Consider the following 275-nt stretch of genomic DNA (forward strand, 5'->3'; position numbering starts at 1 on the left):
TTACGTTTCTGGGCTACCACCACACCCGTGCTGGCGTCACGCCAGCACGGGTGTGGTGGTAGCCCAGAAACGTAAAGCCCCGGTCTATCTTGCCCACCCAGGTTTTGTCTGGATGGGTGTTGAGTTTGAGCTGCTGCAAGGTCTGCTGGATCAGGCGAATACCCCGCCTGAGTTGGTGACGGCGAGGCGTCATGATGACCCAGTCATCCATATAACGCACATAGGCAATGCCAGCGCGGTCCATCACATCATCCAATGGCTTGAGATAGAGGGCC

1 protein-coding gene is annotated in these 275 nt (G+C 57.1%); it reads right to left on the minus strand.

What is annotated here, in order from left to right; genetic code table 11:
• Positions 1-13 precede the first annotated feature (13 nt).
• On the minus strand, positions 14-275 hold a 262-nt coding region (locus tag A3709_RS20980; RefSeq protein WP_255359775.1), incomplete at its 5' end, for a reverse transcriptase domain-containing protein.

The organism is Halioglobus sp. HI00S01 (genome assembly GCF_001635445.1).
Lineage (GTDB): Bacteria > Pseudomonadota > Gammaproteobacteria > Pseudomonadales > Halieaceae > Halioglobus > Halioglobus japonicus.